The organism is Kitasatospora paranensis, assembly GCF_039544005.1.
Lineage (GTDB): Bacteria > Actinomycetota > Actinomycetes > Streptomycetales > Streptomycetaceae > Kitasatospora > Kitasatospora paranensis.
Genome location: NZ_BAABKV010000001.1, coordinates 7,544,636 through 7,559,882, shown reverse-complemented (window position 1 = coordinate 7,559,882; position 15,247 = coordinate 7,544,636). Strand labels below are relative to the sequence as shown.

The following is a 15,247-nucleotide window of genomic DNA, read 5'->3' as shown; positions in this document are numbered from 1 at the left end:
CCCGACCGCCGCGCCCGCCCGCACCCCCACCACGGAGCTCACCCGGCCGTGTGCACCAGCACACCGCCGACGTAGGTCTGCAGGACGCGGGACGCCGCGATCTCCTCCGCCGGGGCGGCGAAGACGTCGCGGTCGAGCACCACCAGGTCGGCGAGGTTGCCGACCCGCAGGCTGCCGGCGTCGTCCAGGCCGTTGACGTGCGCCGAGCCCGCCGTGTACGCGGCGATGGCGGCAACCAGGTCGAGGCGCTGCTCGGGCAGGAAGACCCGGCCGTGGGTGGCCCCGGGCTCCGTCCGGTTGACCGCGACATGGATGCCGGCGATCGGGTCGGGGCTGCTGACCGGCCAGTCGCTGCCCGCCGCGAGCGTGGCGCCGGCTCGCAGCAGCGAGCCGAACGGGTACTGCCAGGCGGCGCGTTCCGGCCCGAGGAACGGGATCGTCAGCTCGTCCATCTGCGGCTCGTGGGCGGCCCACAGCGGCTGGATGTTGGCGATCGCGCCGAGCCGGGCGAAGCGCGGCACGTCGTCGGGGTGCACCACCTGGAGGTGAGCCAGGTGGTGGCGGGTCGCACGTCGGCCGTTGGCCGTCCGGGCGGCCTCGACGGCGTCCAGCGCCTCCCGCACCGCGCGGTCGCCCAGCGCGTGGAAGTGCACCTGGAAGCCGAGCCCGTCCAGTTCGGTGACATGTGACCGCAGGGCCACCGGATCGACGAAGCTCAGACCGGAGTTGGCGGTGGCGCAGCCGCAGCTGTCCAGGTACGGGCTGGTCAGGGCCGCGGTGAAGTTCTCCGCGATGCCGTCCTGCATGATCTTGACCGACTCCGGCCGGAAGCGGCCGTGCCGCAGGGCCGCGCGCCGGGCTGCCAGCTCCGGGATCTGCTCCGCGCCCCGGTCGCGGTCCCACCACAGGGCGCCGGCGACCCGCGCGGTGAGGAGCCGTCGCGGGCGGCGGCGAGGTAGGCGTCGGACGGGTCGGGCTGGCCGTTGAAGACACCGAGCAGGGCGTCCTGCCAGCCGGTGATGCCGAGCGAGTGCAGCAGCGCCTGGGCGCGCAGCAGTCCGGCGAGCCGGTCGGCCGCGCTGATCGGCGGGACGAGCCGGGCGACCAGGCCGGTGGCACCCTCCTGGAGGACGCCGTTGGGCGTCCCGTCCGGCTCCCGCTCGATCCGGCCGTCGGCCGGGTCCGGGCTCTGCCGGGTGAGTCCCGCGAGTTCCAGCGCGCGGGTGTTGGCCCAGGCGCCGTGGTGGTCGCGGTTCAGCAGGTAGACCGGGCGGTCCGGGACGACGGAGTCGAGCAGCTGCCGGCTCGGCAGCCCGCCGTCGAAGCTCTCCATCGACCATCCGCCGCCGGTGATCCAGGCGCGCTCGGGGTGGGCGTCGGCGTACTCGCGGATGCGCCGGAGGTACTCGTCGACGCCGGTGGTGCCGGTGAGGTCGCACTGGGCGAGCTCCACGCCGCCGAAGACGGCGTGGACGTGGGCGTCCTGGAAGCCGGGCAGCAGCAGCCTGCCCTGCAGGTCGACCACCTCCGTCCCCGGACCGATCAGCTCCCGGACCTCGTCGTGGCCGACGGCCGTGATCCGCTCCCCCGTCACGGCGAGGCTGCTGGCGCGGGTACCGGCGGAGTCCACGGTGTGGACGGGGCCGTTGGTGAAGACCAGGTCTGCCTGGTGCATGGACGTGCTCCCGATGGGGTTCGGCGGTCCTCGGGGACCGCGGTGCGAGGATGTGGGGCGGCCTGCGGCGTGCGGCCGGGCCGGGCGGCACGGCCGGTCGCCGCAGATGGCCGCTGGGGGTCAGGAAGCGCCGGTCGGGCTTCCGGTGCCGGTCGGGGCGGGGCTGCTCCAGGCCGGGAGGTCGTCGTCGGGCGCCCCGAAGCCTGCGGTGAAGTACGGGGCGCGGCGGTGCCAGCGGGCCCAGGCGGCGGCCAGCAGGCCGGAGCCGATCATCAGGACCGGTACGAGCAGCTCGAACCAGCCGTTGTCCGCCGCGAGTTCGAAGTGGTCGGCCGAGTCGTAGAAGCTCCAGGCGAGGTATCCGCCGACGGCGAGCAGGGTGAGCGCACCGAGTACCGGGGCGACGACCACCCGCAGGGCCTCGACGGGCGAGGTCCGCAGCAGGTGCCGGAAGCGGACCGCGGCCGCGACGGCGGTCAGCGCGTAGTAGAGGGCGACGACGATGCCGATCGCGTTGACCGTGGCGGAGATCAGCGAGCTGACGGTGGGGATGACCAGCGACAGCAGGGCGAGCACGACGGCGAGCGCGGTGATCAGCAGCGTGCCGGTGGCAGGGGTCCGGTGGCGGGGGTGCAGGCGGGTCCAGACGGGCCCGAGGGTGCCGTCGCGGCCCATCGCGTACATCCCGCGCGCGGTGGGCACCACGGCGGCCTGCAGCGAGGCCGCGGCCGAGAAGGTCAGGGCGATCAACGGCAGTGCGGCGAGCGGCTGGTGGGCGAGCCGGTCGCCGAAGTAGGTCAGGCCCTGCGCGCCGTTGCCGACCAGGTCGCCGAGCGGGAGCACGCGCTGGAAGGCCGTCCCGGCGAGGACGAAGAGCAGCATCATGACGGTGAGCGCGATGAAGCCGCCGCGCGAGGCGTCGCGCGGGTCGCGGACCTCCTCACCCACGCTGAACACCGACTCGAAGCCCCAGTAGCAGAACACCGCGAGCACCATGCCCTGGGCGAGCGCCTGGAACGAGGGGATGGCGAACGGATCGAACCACTCGAAGGAGAACGGCTGGTCACCGGCGAACAGGCCGTAGCCGCAGAAGCCGAGCAGGACGAGGTACTCGAAGACCAGCAGGTACTTCTGCAACCGGGCTGCGAGGTCGAGCCCGCGGACCGCGACCAGGGCCGAGGCGATCAGCACGACCATGCCGATGGCGGTGCACTGCAGGGTGGAGTCCGGGCTCAGGGTCAGGCCCGCGACGCGGTGCACGCCGGCCGCGCCGAACAGCTGGATCACCGCCGATCCGGTCACCGTGGTGGTGTAGGCCATGAACACGATCGTGCCGAGGATGTTGACCCAGCCGGTGAGGAAGCCCAGCCACGGGTTGAGGGCCGTGCCCACCCACCGGTAGCTGCTCCCGGCGTCGGGGTCGACCCGGTTGAGCCGCCCGTAGCCGCCGGCGATGGCGAGGACGGGCAGGAAGGCCAGGCCCAGGATCGCCGGCAGGTGCAGGCCGACGATGCCGGCCATCAGGCCGAGCCCGATGCCGATGCTGCTGGTGGCCGCCGTGCTCGACGCGGCGAGCGCCACGGCGCCGCCGACGCCGAGCGACCGGCGCATCGCGGGGCCGGTGCCCCCGCCGGTCCCGGCGGGGCGGGGTCTCGGGTCCTGGCTCGCGTCGTTGTGCGTGGATGCCAACGGGTCACCGCCGTCTTCGTGGGGGAGGTCGGCCGAACGGGCCGGTGGCAGGCCATGCAACCGGCCGGCCCTTCCCACGTCAATGCTGTTGTCATAAGCTCGCGGCCATGACCGAGCGCGTGACCCCCGAGCCTCAGCGGCGGCGGAGACGACCGACCAAACAGGGCACCGTCCTCTCCGAGGAGGTGATCGTCGACACCGCGCTGCGCCTGATCGGCCTGCACGGCGCCCAGGCGCTCACCGTCCGCAGGCTGGGCGCCGCACTCGGCGCCGACCCGAGCGCGGTCTACCGGTACTTCCGCAACACCGACGACCTGCTGCTCGCCGTCGCCGACGAGCTGGTCGGCCGCGCCCAGCACGGCTGGCGGTCGACCGGCGACTGGCGGGCCGACCTGCGCGCCATGGGCATGCGCATCCACGCCGCCTACCTGGCACACCCCCAGGCGGCCGTCCTGGCGGCCCACCGCACGACCGGACGCGACCACGAGACCCGGGCGGTCGAGACGATCCTCGGCGTGCTGCGGACAGCCGGCTTCCCGGACAAGGAGGCCGTCCGGATCTACCACGCCCTGGTGGACCAGGGCCTCGCCTTCGCCGCCCTCGACGCGGCCGCGGTGGCCATGCCCCCGGCCGCCCGGGCAGCCGACCTCGGCGTCTGGCAGGCCCGCTACGCCTGCCTGGACCCGGCCACCCACCCCCACATCGCCGCCACCTCCGCCCTCCTGGCCGAGGACATGCAGCGCAGCGGCTACCCGTTCGCCCTGGAGCTGCTGCTCGACGCGGTCGCCGCCCGGCTGCCCGACCGCGGCACGCCCTGAGGACCCGGCCCCGGGGCGTGCGTCGGCAGGCCCCGACGGCGGGCGCGCCGCGCTGCGCTCAGCCCTCGGCCGGCAGCCGGTGGACGTGATCCGGGGTGACGATCGAGGTGATCGCATTGGCGAACAGCGTGCTCGGTTCGGGTCACCACCGACCGGGGCCCCGCCCGGGCGGCCCCCACGCACCATCCGCCGAGTCCATCCGTACGGGCCACCTCGCCCGGTCCATCCGGCTCTCCCGGGCCGTGGGCCTGCATCCGGTCGGCCCGAACCGATGCTCCCTCGGCTGTCCGGGCCGACTGCGGCGGGGCCGCCCTCCCACCGTCCGGGGAGGTTCACCGGTCGAGGATCCGCCGGAGCCAGCGGGTGCGGGCATCACGGGCGTCCCGGCTGAGGACCGCCTGCGGCGCGAGGGTGTCGAAGCCGTGGAAGGCGCCCGCCCAGACGTGGAGTTCGGCCGCGCCACCGGCATGCCAGATCCCCTGGGCGTACGCCACTGCCTCGTCCCGCAACGTCTCGGCGGAGCCGACGTCGAGGTAGGCCGGGGGCAGCCCGGACAGGTCCGTGGCCCGCGCCGGGGCCGCGTAGGGCGGCAGGTCGCAGGCGCCGTACCGATCGCCCAGATGTGCCTGCCACGCCGTGGCGTTGGAGATCCGGTCCCAGGTGTCGCGGCCGGCCATCTGATGGCTGGAAAAGCTGTCGTTGCGGTCGTCGAGCATCGGACTCATCAGGAGTTGGCCGATCGGGACGGGCCCGCCGCGGTCGCGGGTCACCAGGGCGGTCGCCGCGGCGAGTCCACCGCCGGCGCTCTTCCCCCGACGACGACGCGGTCGGCGTCGAGGCCCAGGTCGGCCGCCCGGTCGGCCACGTGGACGAGCCCCGCCCAGCAGTCCTCCACCGGTCCCGGGTACTGCACCTGCGGCGCCAGCCGGTACTCGACGGAGACGACGGCGAGCCGCAGCGGCAGCGCCCATTCGCGCAGCAGCCGCGGAAGCACCGACCGGGCATTGCCCATGATCATTCCGCCGCCGTGCAGGTAGTACAGCAGCGGCAGCGGCCCGGTGGCCGCGGCGGGACGGGCATGCACGAGCGTGACCTCCCGCCCGTCCGGCGCGCCCGGCACCCCCGGCACCCGCAGCTCCTCGACCTCGAAGCGGCCGTCGGCCCGGAGGTCACGGATCGTCGGCCTGGGCCGGGCCGCCGCATCCCGCTCCTGCCGGGCGGCGAGGTTCTCCGGAGTGACCGGCTCCCCGGCCTCCCCGCCCAGCGCCCGCAGAGCGGCCGACAACTCCGGGTCGAGGGGCGGCGGGTGCCGATCCGCCGCGGCGGGGCTCCGCTCCGACGGTGTTCCGTCCCGGTCCACGACGGGACCTCCTCACGGCCCGCGGACACCCCGGCGGCATCCGACCGGGACAGCGTGTCAGTCCGACCGCCGACAGGGAACGGTGCCCGGTCTCCGCGGCCCCGGCCGACCGTGGCATCGCCGGCGCTGCTGCGGTCATGTCGGCCCCAGTTGTCCGTCCGCTCTCCCGAGAGGCCCGAACTCGCCCTGATCACAGGGTGGAGAGCCGCGGGCCGGGTGGCCGCCCGGGAGCACCGGCCGGTGGCCCGCCGCCACCCGCGACCGTGGCCCAAATGCCGGGGCGGCGGCCCTCCGGCGGCCACCATGGGACCCTGTGAGTCTCCGACAGCCCGGGAGGTGCCCGCGTGACCGGCATGACGAAGCTGGTACCGGTGCCGCTGCGCGGGTACCGGCGGGCGTGGCTGAGCCGGGACGTGCTCGCCGGGGTGGCGCTGTCCGCGGTCGCCATCCCCGAGGTCATGGGCTATACGTCGATCGCCGGGATGCCGATCGTCACCGGCCTGTACACGCTGATCCTCCCCGCCGTCGCCTTCGCCCTGCTGGGTTCGTCGAGACTGCTGGTCGTCGGCGCGGACTCCGCCACGGCGGCGATCCTCTCCGCCGGACTGCTCGGGCTGGGTGTCGCCGGAGTCGTGCCGGGCTCACCGCACTGGGTCGCACTGGCGGGTCTGATCGCCCTGCTGTCCGGTGTCCTGCTGGCCGCGGCGCGCCTGCTCCGGCTCGGCTTCCTCGCCGACTTCCTGTCGGCCACTGTCCTCGTCGGGTTCCTGACGGGCGTCGGCGTCCAGGTGGCGACGGCTCAGATCCCCCACCTGCTCGGCCTCCACAGCGGCCGCGGCAACTGGTTCCAGCAGCAGTGGTCCTGGCTGACCCACCTCGACGAGGTCGCCTGGCGCACGGTCGCGTACGGCGCCGCCACGATCGTGATCATCGTGCTCTTCAAGCGGTTCCTGCCGAGGTTCCCCGGTTCCATCGTGGCGGTGGTCGTGCTGATCGCCGTCTCCGCGGCGACCGACGCCGCCGGCCACGGGGTCGCCGTCGTCGGCCCCGTCGAGGGCGGCCTCCCGCCGCTCGGCCTGCCGTCCGGGCTGACCCCCGGCGACATCTCCCAGGTCTTCGCCGTGGCGGCCTCCTGCTTCGTCCTGATCCTGGCGCAGAGCGCGGCGACGGCGCACAGCTTCGCGACCAGGCACGGCGACCGCGTCGACATCAACCGCGACCTGGTCGGCCTCTCGGTCGCCAACATCGCCGCCGGGTTCGGCGGGACGTTCGTCGTCAACGGTTCTCCGACCAAGACGGAGATCCTCGACCAGCAGCGCGGCCGGACCCAGGTCGCCAACCTGACCATGGCGTTCCTCTCGCTCCTGGTCGTGCTGGTCTTCACCTCGGCCCTGGCCGACATGCCGCTCGCGGTGCTGGCCGGAATCGTGTTCCTGGTCGGCCTCGACCTCATCGACGTGCGCGGCCTGCGACGGATCCGCGCCCGGCGCCGCAACGAGTTCGTCGTCGCCGTCGTCACCGCCTTCGCGGTGTTCGGCCTCGGCGTCGAACAGGGCGTCCTGCTGGCCGTCGCGCTGTCGCTGTTCGAGGTCATCCGACGGGAGTACCGCCCCAAGGACTTCGTGGTCGGGGTCACCGAGGAGGGCGCCCCCACCTACACGGTCGCCGCGCCGGGGATCGAGAGCGCGCCCGGCCTGATCGTCTTCCGCTTCAACGCGGAGCTGTTCTACGCGAACGCGAGCCGCTTCGCCGACGAGGTCAAGGCGCTCGTCGACCGGGCACCCGATCCGGTGCGCTGGCTGGTGCTCGACGCCGCGGGGATCGCCGATGTCGACTACACCGCCGGAATCCGCCTGCACAGCCTCCTCGACTTCCTCGCCGCACGCCGTGTCACCTTCGTGCTCGCCCGCCCCGACGCGTCCCTGGTGGACACCCTGAAGCTGTACGAGCTGTGGCAGCGGATCCCGCCCGAGCTCGTCTTCGGCAATCTGATCGACGCCATCAGGGCGTTCCCGGCCGGCGGACCGCCCGGCGCGCCGGACTTCGGGCCCGGTGCACCGCCGACCGGTCCGCCGGGACCGCCGTGACCGCCACGGGCCCGGCCGCTCGCCGATACGATCGGCGTGTGCATGCTCCAGGACAGGCGCCGACGGCCCGTGAGACGACGATCCGTCGGTGGCTGCCGATCGGACTGCGGACGGCCGCGTTCCTGCTGCTGCCGTGGATCGTGGTGCTGAGCCTGTCGGTCCGCCGATTCGGTGCGCGCAACCTCGCCAACTCCTGGGTCTGGCTGGACGTCATGGAGGTGGCGGCGCTGCTGCTGCTCGCCGCGCTGGTGCGCCGCCGCCACCGGGCGACCAGCCCACTGGCCGCCGCCACCGCCGTCCTGCTGGCGATGGATGCCTACTTCGACATCTGGTCCGCCCACCGAGGCCCCGACTACCTGCTCGCCCAGGTCCTCGCCTACTGCGCCGAACTGCCCGGCGCGGCGGTGCTCGCCGCCCTCTCCTGGTACGCGCTGCCCTGGGCGGCCGCGGAGCCGGTCGCGCCCCCGGGGAGGCCGCCCCGGAACGTCGGAGCGGCCCCCTCCGGGCGCTCGGGGAGCAGTTCTCGCGGTCCCGCCGATGAGGCCGGCCAGGCCCTGAGGATCAGCGGTCCTTGAACTCCTCGATGGCCGCCCGGACGGTCTCCCCCATCGCGTCGCCGCCGACGTGCCCCGAGTCCTCGAAGATGTGGAGCCGTGCGTCGGGCCACACCTTCGCCAGTTCCCACGCGGTCTGCACCGGGCTGCCCATGTCGTGCCGGCCGTGCACGAGCACCCCGGGATCCCGGCCAGTCTGTGGGCGTTGCGCAGCAGTTGGTCGTCCTCCAGCCACGCGCCGTGACTGAAGTAGTGGGCGCAGATCCGGACGAACGCGATCCGGTCGTCCGTCTCCCGAGCGCTGTACATGCCGGGGACTCCGTTGGGCTCGTCCGAGACGACCGCGTCCTCCCAGGCGAGCCAGTCGGCGGCCGCCTTCTCCCGCACGGCCCGGTCGGGGTTCTCCATCAGGCGCGCGTAGGCCGCGAGCAGATCGCCGTCGCGCTCCTCCTCGGGGACACCGTCGCGGAACCGGTCCCACGCCTCGGGGCGGAACCGCCCGGCGCCCCGGTAGAGCCAGTCGGTCTCCGCGCGCCGGGTCGTCGTCACCGCCTGGATGACGATCTCGCTGACCCGCTCGGGGTGTTGCTGCGCATAGGCCAGGATGAGCGTCGAGCCCCACGAGGCGCCGTCCAGCAGCCACCGCCCGATGCCGAGGTGGGCCCGCAGCCGCTCCATGTCGTCGACGAGGTGCTGCGTGGTGTTCAGGCTCATGTCCGCCGCCGGATCACTGGCGTGCGGGGTGCTGCGACCGCAGTTGCGCTGGTCGAAGCGGATGACGCGGTAGCGCTCCGGGTCCCAGGCCCGCGTCGGCCGCCGCGGTGCGCCCGCCCCCGGGCCGCCGTGCACGTACAGGGCGGGCTTGCCCGCGGGGTTGCCGAGCTGCTCGTAGTAGATGCGGTTGCCGTCTCCGGTGTCGAGGAATCCACTGTCGTAGGGGCCGGTCGGAGGGTAGAGATCAACCATGGCCGTCGATCCTAGCGGCGCGGCACTGGCGCAGGGGCGGCCGAACGGGGTCGTTAGAGTGGCGCCATGGCGACGCGTGCGAAGGAACCTCACAGCCCCGCTCACCCGACGGTGACGGCGCCGGCGCCGACGCCGACGGGCCGGTCGCGTGCGTCGGCGAAGGGGAGCAGACGCGGGCCCGGCTGATCGCCGCCGCTCGGACGCTGCTGGCCGGGGACACCGTCGAGCGCTTCACCACGCGCAATGTCGCCGCGCTCTGTGGCATCTCGCACGGGATGTGCCACTACCACTTCAAGGACCGGACCGATCTCGTCGTGGCGGTGGTCGAGGACATCCGGCCGGAGTGGATCACCCCTCTGGAGGAGGCGGTCGACGCCCCCGGCACGTTCGCGGAGCGTTCCGCGCGGGTGATCGGGTTCCTGACCCAGCCCGAGGGCGCGGACCTCGCGCACCTGCACTCGGCCCTGCACTGGCACGCGCTCAACGACGAGCGCGTCCGGGTGAGCCTGGAGGCGGAGTACCGCCGCTGGCGTGCCTGTTTCGTCCGGCTGTTCCAGGTGCTGGCCGACGAGCGCGGCGGCGGCCTCGACCCGCGGCCGCTCGGGGAGGCGGTGGCGGCGGCGGTCGACGGACTGGCCGCCGTCCAGTCCCTCGACGCCGAGGTCGATGCGGAGACCGTCCTGCGGACGCTCGTCCGCGCGCTGGCCGCCGGCGCCTGACCACGGCACCGCGCAACGGGAGCACGGGTCCGGGCCCGGTGCGCCGCCATGGGGGTGGGGGCGCACCGGGCCCGGTGGACCGGGTGACCGTCACAGCTCGCGGCGTGCCGCCGCGATCCGCTTCGGGTCCCAGCCCGGTCGGGGGACGGACTCCAGCAGCAGCCTGGTGTACGGGTGCTCCGGGGTCTCCAGGACGCGGCCGGTCGGCCCGGACTCGACGACCTTGCCGTGTCGCATGACGATCACGTCGTCGGTGACGCACCGCACCACACCGAGGTCGTGGGTGATGAACAGGTAGGCGATGCCGGTCCGTTCGCGGATCTCCGAGAGCAGGTTGAGGATCTGGGCCTGCACCGAGACGTCGAGCGCGGCCACCGCCTCGTCCAGCACGAGGACGGCGGGCTCGACCGCCAGCGCGCGGGCGATCGCGACGCGCTGGCGCTGGCCGCCGGAGAGCTGCCCGGGCAGCGCGCCCGCCTCGCGCCTGCCGAGGCCGACCCGGTCGAGCAGTTCGGTGATCCGCCCGGCGTGGTCGGCCTTCGGGAAGTGCAGCGCGAGGGTCTCGCGCAGGACGGCCTCCACCGTCGTGCGGGGATCGAGGGACAGGTACGGGTCCTGGAAGACCATCTGCACCTCGCGGGCCCGTGCCAGGCGCTGGGCCCGTCCGCGCCCGCGGTCGGTCCGGTCCCGGCGGTGGACGAACACCCGCCCCGAGTCGGCCCGTTCCAGGCCGACGACGATGCGGGCGGTGGTCGTCTTGCCCGATCCGGACTCGCCGACGATGCCCAGGGAGCCGCCCTCCGCGAGCCTGAACGACACGTTGTCGACGGCCTGCACGCTCGCGTACGCCCGCCGCAGGCCGACGGCCTCCAGCACGGTCTTCTTCAACGTGCTCCCCACCTCCGGGCTCGACACGGGTGTTGTCTCCCGTACGGTTCTATGCATCGGCGAACACCTCGGCCGTCCGGTCGCTGTGGTGGCAGGAGGCGCGGTGGGTCGGCTCACCGGCGACGGGGAGCAGCACCGGTGCCTGCCGGCCGCACAGGTCGCTCGCCAGGGGGCATCGCGCGGCGAACGGGCAGCCGGCGAGCTCGTCCTGAAGGCCGGGCGGGCGGCCGTCGATGGCGGCGAGGCGGGCCCTCGGCGCGTCGAGGCGCGGCGTGGAGTGCAGCAGGGCTGCCGTGTAGGGGTGCCGCGGTCGGCTGAACAGGGCTTCGGCGGTGCCGGTTTCGGCGATCCGTCCGGCGTACATGACGTAGACCCGGTCGCTGATGGCGGCGGCGAGGCCGAGGTCGTGGGTGACGAACAGCAGGCCCGTGCCGAACCGTTCCTGGAGGTCGCCGAGGAGGGAGACGACCTCGGCCTGGGTGGTGACGTCCAGCGCCGTGGTGGGTTCGTCGGCGAGGATCAGGGCGGGGTCGCCCATCAGGGTGGCCGCGATCATGACGCGCTGCAGCATGCCGCCCGAGAGCCGGCCCGGGTAGGTGCGCAGTGCGGCGGAGGTGAGGCCGACGGCCTCCAGCATCTCGGTGGCCCGCGCGGTCGCCGCGGATTCGCTCATGCCGGTGTTGAGGCGCACGCTCTCGGTGAGGAAGTCCCCGACGCGGCGCAGCGGGTTGATGGCGGCCCGGGGGTCCTGGAAGATCATCGCCGCGGTGCCGGTGCGCAGGCGGCGCAGCTGGTCGGGGTTCATGGTCAGCACGTCGTCGCCGTCGACGCGGATCGTGCCCTCCGTGGTGGCACCGGCCGGGAGCAGGCCCAGCACGCTGCGGGAGGTGAGGCTCTTGCCGGAGCCGGACTCGCCGACGAGGGCGACGGTCTCCTGCGCGTCCACGGTGAGGTCGACTCCGTCGAGGACGGGTCTGGCGGTGCGGGGCAGGCGCAGCCGGTAGTTCTGGATGTCGAGGGTTTTCATCGGTCCCTCCTGGCGACCTGGTCGGCCCAGCGCTCCCCGACGACGTTGAAGGCGACGACGGTCAGCACGACGGCGGCGCACGGCACGATCGCCGACAGGGGGTAGCCGTGCTGGATGGCGGACTGGCCGTCGAAGACCATGCGGCCCCAGTCGGGGGTCAGCGCGGGGACGCCGAGGCCGAGGAAGGAGAGGCCGGCGAGGTCCATGAGGGCGTAGCCGAAGTTGATGGTGGACTGGGCGAGGACGACCGGGGCGATGCCCGGGATGACGTGGCGCAGGCAGATCTGCAGGCCGGAGTGGCCCTGGACCTGGTATGCCTCGACGTAGGGGCGCGTCCGTTCGGCGAGGACGAGCGAGCGGGTGAGGCGGCTGACGTAGGGGAGGTAGGCGACGGCGAGGGCGACGACGGGGGCGAGCAGTCCCTCCCCGTACACGGCGACGATCAGGATCGCGAGCAGCATGCCGGGGAAGGCGAAGACCAGTTCGGTGCTGCGCGAGAGCACGGAGTCGAGCCAGCCGCCGCGCCAGCCGGCGGTGACGCCGATGGCGATGCCGGCGACGGTGGAGAAGACGACGACGCCGAGCGGGCCGAGCAGCGAGGTGCGGGCTCCGACGACCAGGCGGGCGAGGGTGTCCCGCCCGGAGGCGTCGACGCCCAGCAGGTGGTCGGCGGACGGACCGGCGAGCGCGTTGCCGAGGTCGACGGTGTTCGGGTCGTACGGGGCGAGCCAGGGGGCGAGCACGGCGGTCAGGACGACCAGGGCCACGAAGGCGAGGCACAGCCGGTGCAGCGGTGCGCGGGTGGTGCGGATCCGGGCGAGGCCGGGGCGGCGCAGCACGGTGGCGCTCATACGGCGGACCTCCTCGATCCGAGGGTGACCCGCGGGTCGACCAGCGGGTGGAGCAGGTCGACGACGAGGTTCACCGTCATGAACAGCCCTACCATGATCAGCGAGATGGCCTGCACGGTGGGGAAGTCCTTGGTGGTGGTGGACAGTTCGAGGAGCTGCCCGATGCCGCCGACGCTGAACGCGGACTCCACCAGGACGGTGCAGATCAGCAGGGTGGAGACGATCAGGCCGCCGGTGGTGAGCACGGTGCCGAGGGCGTTGCGGAACACATGACGGCTGATCACCTGCCGTTCCGTCATGCCGCGGCTTCGGGCGACGGTGACGTGCTCCTGGGTGAGGATCTCCAGCATCGCGGCGCGGGTGACCCGGGCGAGCATGCCGATCAGGTAGAGGGCGAGCGCGACGGCGGGCAGGGTCAGGTGCCAGAGCATGTCCCCCAACCCGTCGCCGGTGCCGCTGGTCGGGAACCATCCGAGCTTGACGGCGAACAGGCCCTGCAGCAGGACGGCGGCGACGAACGAGGGGGTGCCGACGGCGAAGGTGGTGGTGACCAGGATCGTGGCGTCGGCCGCGCCGCCGCGGACGGCGCCGAGCCGGCCGAGCAGCAGGCCGACGACCACGACCAGGACGAGTGCCATGGCCACCAGCAGCAGCGTGCTGGGCAGCCGGTCGGCGAGGAGCCTGGAGACGTCGGTGCGGTAGGTGATCGATCGGCCGAAGTCGCCCTGCAGAACCCGGCCGAGCCAGCGCAGGTACTGCACCGCGAACGGGTCGTCCAGGTGGTACTGGTCGTTGATCGCCTTCAGGGCGTCGGGTGAGGCCGACCGCCCCGACAGCAGGAAACTCGCCGGATTGCCCGGCGCCAGGTACATCGCACCGAAGATCACGAAGGAGGCACCGAGCAGCGTGGCGGCCATCTCGGCCAGCCGCCGTGCGGCGAATCTCAGGAAGTTCACCGGGCCGCCCCCACGTCGGCCGCCCACGGGTAGTACATGTACGCGATGGTGGTCGGGGCCCCGGTGAGCCGCTTGTTCAGGAAGACGCTGGTGGGCCACTCGGCGACCGGGATCCACAGCAGCCGGTCGGAGGCGGTCTTCTGGAGCTGTGCCTCGACGGCCGTGCGCCGGGCCGGGTCGTAGACGGCGGCGGCCTGGTCGACCAGGTCGTCGTAGGCCTTGTCGCTGTAGCCTGCGTAGTTCTGGTAGGCGCCCGTCCTGAAGTTGGAGAGCAGGTCCAGCGGGTCGGTGATGGAGTCGTAGTACGTCTCGGGGAACATGTCGATGCCCTCGCGGGCCTTCGGGTCGGTGAACAGCGCACTGAAGGCGTTGGGGGCGATCGTCCTCAACCGGACGTCCAGGCCGATCCTGGCACCGGCGGCCTGGACGGCGGTGGCGAGCAGCGAGACGTCCTGGCCGATGGAACTGGTCGCGACGGTGACGGTCTTCCCGGTCGCACCGGCCTCCTTGACCAGGGCCGTCGCCTGCCGGAGGTCCTGGGCGGTCGGGGTGAGGCCGTCGAACGCGCTCGCCCTGACGGCCTCGGGGGCGGCCGCCCACGCGGCACGGGTGGTGAGCGAGCCCGTGACGCTGCCGACGCCGCCGAGGCCCGTCCTGACGAAGCCCGAGCGGTCGAGGGCCAGGGACAGCGCGCGGCGCACCCGGACGTCACCGAGGGCGCCCTTCATGCTGGTGACGTTGACGTTGACGGTGCTCAGGCCCTCGCCGAAGTAGAGGGTGCCCGCGCCGCTGTTCCTGAGCCGGTCGTAGCTCTCGGTGGGGATGAGGTAGCCGCCGTCGACCTCCCCCGTGAGCATCGCGTTGACGCGTGCGGAGGGGTCGGTGAGAAATGTGAAGGTGACCTTCCTGGTCCTGGCCTTCGTCCCCCAGTAGCCGTCGAAGCGCTCCAGGTCGATCGACTGGCCCTTGCTCCAGGTGCCGAGCGTGTACGGCCCGGTGCAGTCGAGGCCGCCGGAGGTGCCGTAGTCCTTGCCGGCGGCGCGGACGCCCTTCGCGCTCGCGACGACGCCTGCGGCGGTGGCCATGTACTGGGGGAACTGCGAGTCGGGCTTCGCCAACCTGACGGTGACCTGGAGCAGGCCCGTGCTGCTGACGCTGCGGACGTTCTGGAAGACCTGGGCCCAGGCCGCACCGTTGTCGGGGTTCATCTGCCGACCGAAGCTGTAGACGACGTCGTCGGCGGTCATCACGCTGCCGTCGTGGAAGTGCACGCCCGGCCGGAGGTCGTAGACCCAGGTGGTCGGCTCGGGGTTCGAGGCCTTCTCCGCCAGCCCCGGGGCCAGGGTCAGCTGCGGTGTCCACCGCATCAGGCTCTCGCAGACGTTGGAGAGGATGGTGTTCTGCGGGTAGTCGAAGGCGGAGATGTAGTCCAGGGTCGACGGCTCGGCGTAGGTCGCCCAGCGGAACGAGTCGAGTTCGCCCTTGGCGGCGGGGGTGCCGGCGGAGAGCGTGAACGCGCCTTCGGCACCGGCGCGCGGCGGCCCGGAGCAGGCGGCGACGAGCACGAGGGCGCTCAGGCCCGCGGCCGCGGCCAGGGTGAGTCTGCCGCGGGGCTTCCCGCGTCCGGTGGTGGGGAGCGGCGTGGGGGTCATCGGCG

General features: G+C 73.3%; 10 protein-coding genes and 3 pseudogenes. 4 read left to right on the top strand and 9 right to left on the bottom strand.

The features are described from left to right. Positions 1 to 38 precede the first annotated feature (38 nt). A pseudogene (locus tag ABEB13_RS35870) lies at positions 39 to 1,675 on the bottom strand (amidohydrolase). Between the two features lie 120 nt (positions 1,676 to 1,795). Further along, positions 1,796 to 3,286 carry an APC family permease gene (locus tag ABEB13_RS35865; protein WP_345709943.1) on the bottom strand — a complete coding sequence of 497 codons (1,491 nt, stop codon included), beginning with the start codon at positions 3,284 to 3,286 and terminating at the stop codon, positions 1,796 to 1,798. 185 nt (positions 3,287 to 3,471) lie between these two features. On the opposite strand from ABEB13_RS35865, the gene ABEB13_RS35860 reads away from it, so the two are divergent. Beyond that, a complete protein-coding gene (locus ABEB13_RS35860; RefSeq protein ID WP_345708844.1) occupies positions 3,472 to 4,182 on the top strand; it encodes a TetR/AcrR family transcriptional regulator in 711 nt (236 codons plus the stop codon). Between the two features lie 332 nt (positions 4,183 to 4,514). Here ABEB13_RS35860 and ABEB13_RS35855 read toward each other — a convergent pair. Beyond that, positions 4,515 to 5,455: pseudogene (locus tag ABEB13_RS35855) on the bottom strand (alpha/beta hydrolase). A gap of 440 nt (positions 5,456 to 5,895) precedes the next feature. On the opposite strand from ABEB13_RS35855, the gene ABEB13_RS35850 reads away from it, so the two are divergent. Together ABEB13_RS35850 and ABEB13_RS35845 are read left to right on the top strand one after the other, a co-directional pair. Next, positions 5,896 to 7,629, top strand: coding sequence for a SulP family inorganic anion transporter (locus ABEB13_RS35850; protein ID WP_345708843.1), 1,734 nt, complete (start codon positions 5,896 to 5,898; stop codon positions 7,627 to 7,629). 38 nt (positions 7,630 to 7,667) lie between these two features. Then, positions 7,668 to 8,204, top strand: a complete 537-nt coding sequence (locus ABEB13_RS35845) for a hypothetical protein (protein WP_345708842.1) — start codon at positions 7,668 to 7,670, stop codon at positions 8,202 to 8,204. On the opposite strand, the pseudogene pip reads toward ABEB13_RS35845, so the two are convergent. After that, positions 8,191 to 9,149, bottom strand: a pseudogene (pip, locus tag ABEB13_RS35840) (prolyl aminopeptidase). The gene ABEB13_RS35845 and the pseudogene pip overlap by 14 nt on opposite strands. Here pip and ABEB13_RS35835 point away from each other — a divergent pair. Then, positions 9,107 to 9,868: a TetR/AcrR family transcriptional regulator gene (locus tag ABEB13_RS35835; RefSeq protein ID WP_345709942.1), complete on the top strand. Its 762-nt coding sequence runs from the start codon at positions 9,107 to 9,109 to the stop codon at positions 9,866 to 9,868. The pseudogene pip and the gene ABEB13_RS35835 overlap by 43 nt on opposite strands. Positions 9,869 to 9,958: 90 nt before the next feature. Here the strand turns inward: ABEB13_RS35835 and ABEB13_RS35830 are convergent, their stop codons facing one another. The 5 genes from ABEB13_RS35830 to ABEB13_RS35810 are packed head-to-tail and all read right to left on the bottom strand — an operon-like array spanning position 9,959 to position 15,242. Next, positions 9,959 to 10,756: an ABC transporter ATP-binding protein gene (locus ABEB13_RS35830; RefSeq protein WP_345708841.1), complete on the bottom strand. Its 798-nt coding sequence runs from the start codon at positions 10,754 to 10,756 to the stop codon at positions 9,959 to 9,961. A 49-nt stretch (positions 10,757 to 10,805) separates the two neighbouring features. Next, the gene (locus ABEB13_RS35825; protein ID WP_345708840.1) at positions 10,806 to 11,783 is read right to left on the bottom strand and encodes an ABC transporter ATP-binding protein; all 978 of its coding nucleotides are present in this window, start codon (positions 11,781 to 11,783) and stop codon (positions 10,806 to 10,808) included. Next, entirely contained in the window at positions 11,780 to 12,634 is an 855-nt protein-coding gene (locus tag ABEB13_RS35820; RefSeq protein ID WP_345708839.1) for an ABC transporter permease, read from the bottom strand. Before ABEB13_RS35820 ends, ABEB13_RS35825 begins: the two co-directional genes overlap by 4 nt. Further along, positions 12,631 to 13,590 (bottom strand): ABC transporter permease, encoded by a 960-nt coding sequence (locus ABEB13_RS35815; protein ID WP_345708838.1) that lies wholly within the window; start codon positions 13,588 to 13,590, stop codon positions 12,631 to 12,633. Before ABEB13_RS35815 ends, ABEB13_RS35820 begins: the two co-directional genes overlap by 4 nt. Continuing rightward, complete coding sequence (locus ABEB13_RS35810; RefSeq protein ID WP_345708837.1) at positions 13,587 to 15,242, bottom strand: ABC transporter substrate-binding protein; 1,656 nt, start codon at positions 15,240 to 15,242, stop codon at positions 13,587 to 13,589. The genes ABEB13_RS35815 and ABEB13_RS35810 overlap by 4 nt, the downstream gene beginning before the upstream one ends. Positions 15,243 to 15,247 lie beyond the last annotated feature (5 nt).

What these genes read in the sequence shown, in the direction of transcription:
- ABEB13_RS35865 (WP_345709943.1), bottom strand. Translation starts at nt 3,286, where the DNA reads ATGCGCCGGTCGCTCGGCGTCGGCGGCGCCGTGGCGCTCGCCGCGTCG.
- ABEB13_RS35860 (WP_345708844.1), top strand. Translation starts at nt 3,472, where the DNA reads ATGACCGAGCGCGTGACCCCCGAGCCTCAGCGGCGGCGGAGACGACCG.
- ABEB13_RS35850 (WP_345708843.1), top strand. Translation starts at nt 5,896, where the DNA reads ATGACGAAGCTGGTACCGGTGCCGCTGCGCGGGTACCGGCGGGCGTGG.
- ABEB13_RS35825 (WP_345708840.1), bottom strand. Translation starts at nt 11,783, where the DNA reads ATGAAAACCCTCGACATCCAGAACTACCGGCTGCGCCTGCCCCGCACC.
- ABEB13_RS35820 (WP_345708839.1), bottom strand. Translation starts at nt 12,634, where the DNA reads ATGAGCGCCACCGTGCTGCGCCGCCCCGGCCTCGCCCGGATCCGCACC.
- ABEB13_RS35810 (WP_345708837.1), bottom strand. Translation starts at nt 15,242, where the DNA reads ATGACCCCCACGCCGCTCCCCACCACCGGACGCGGGAAGCCCCGCGGC.